The sequence below is a fragment of the Anaerobacillus sp. 1_MG-2023 genome (assembly GCF_030547345.1).
Lineage (GTDB): Bacteria > Bacillota > Bacilli > Bacillales > Guptibacillaceae > Guptibacillus > Guptibacillus hwajinpoensis_B.
In genome coordinates, this window is the sequence record NZ_JAUORD010000330.1 from 1 (window position 1) to 229 (window position 229).

1 pseudogene is annotated in these 229 nt (G+C 34.9%); it reads right to left on the minus strand.

What is annotated here, in order from left to right:
• Positions 1–41: 41 nt before the first annotated feature.
• Positions 42–229: pseudogene (locus Q4550_RS24330) on the minus strand (branched-chain amino acid aminotransferase); the annotation flags it as partial.

A 229-nucleotide genomic window follows, 5' to 3' on the forward strand; every position in this document is an offset into this window, starting at 1 on the left:
TACAAGCTAATTAATTCCTTAAGATAGACCATTACACGCTATTCATCAATATGTTGAATGCTTAAACGTTCACTTGAAATGTTCAGTCTCTGTAAATTTTTCTCAGGTCTAAACAATATAATTCGATTATCAGAACGATAGGCTTTTAACCCTTCAAAAACGGTTTGACCGTAATGAAAAATCAGTGCAGCAGGATCAAGAGTGATTGGCTCATATGGAATGATGCGAG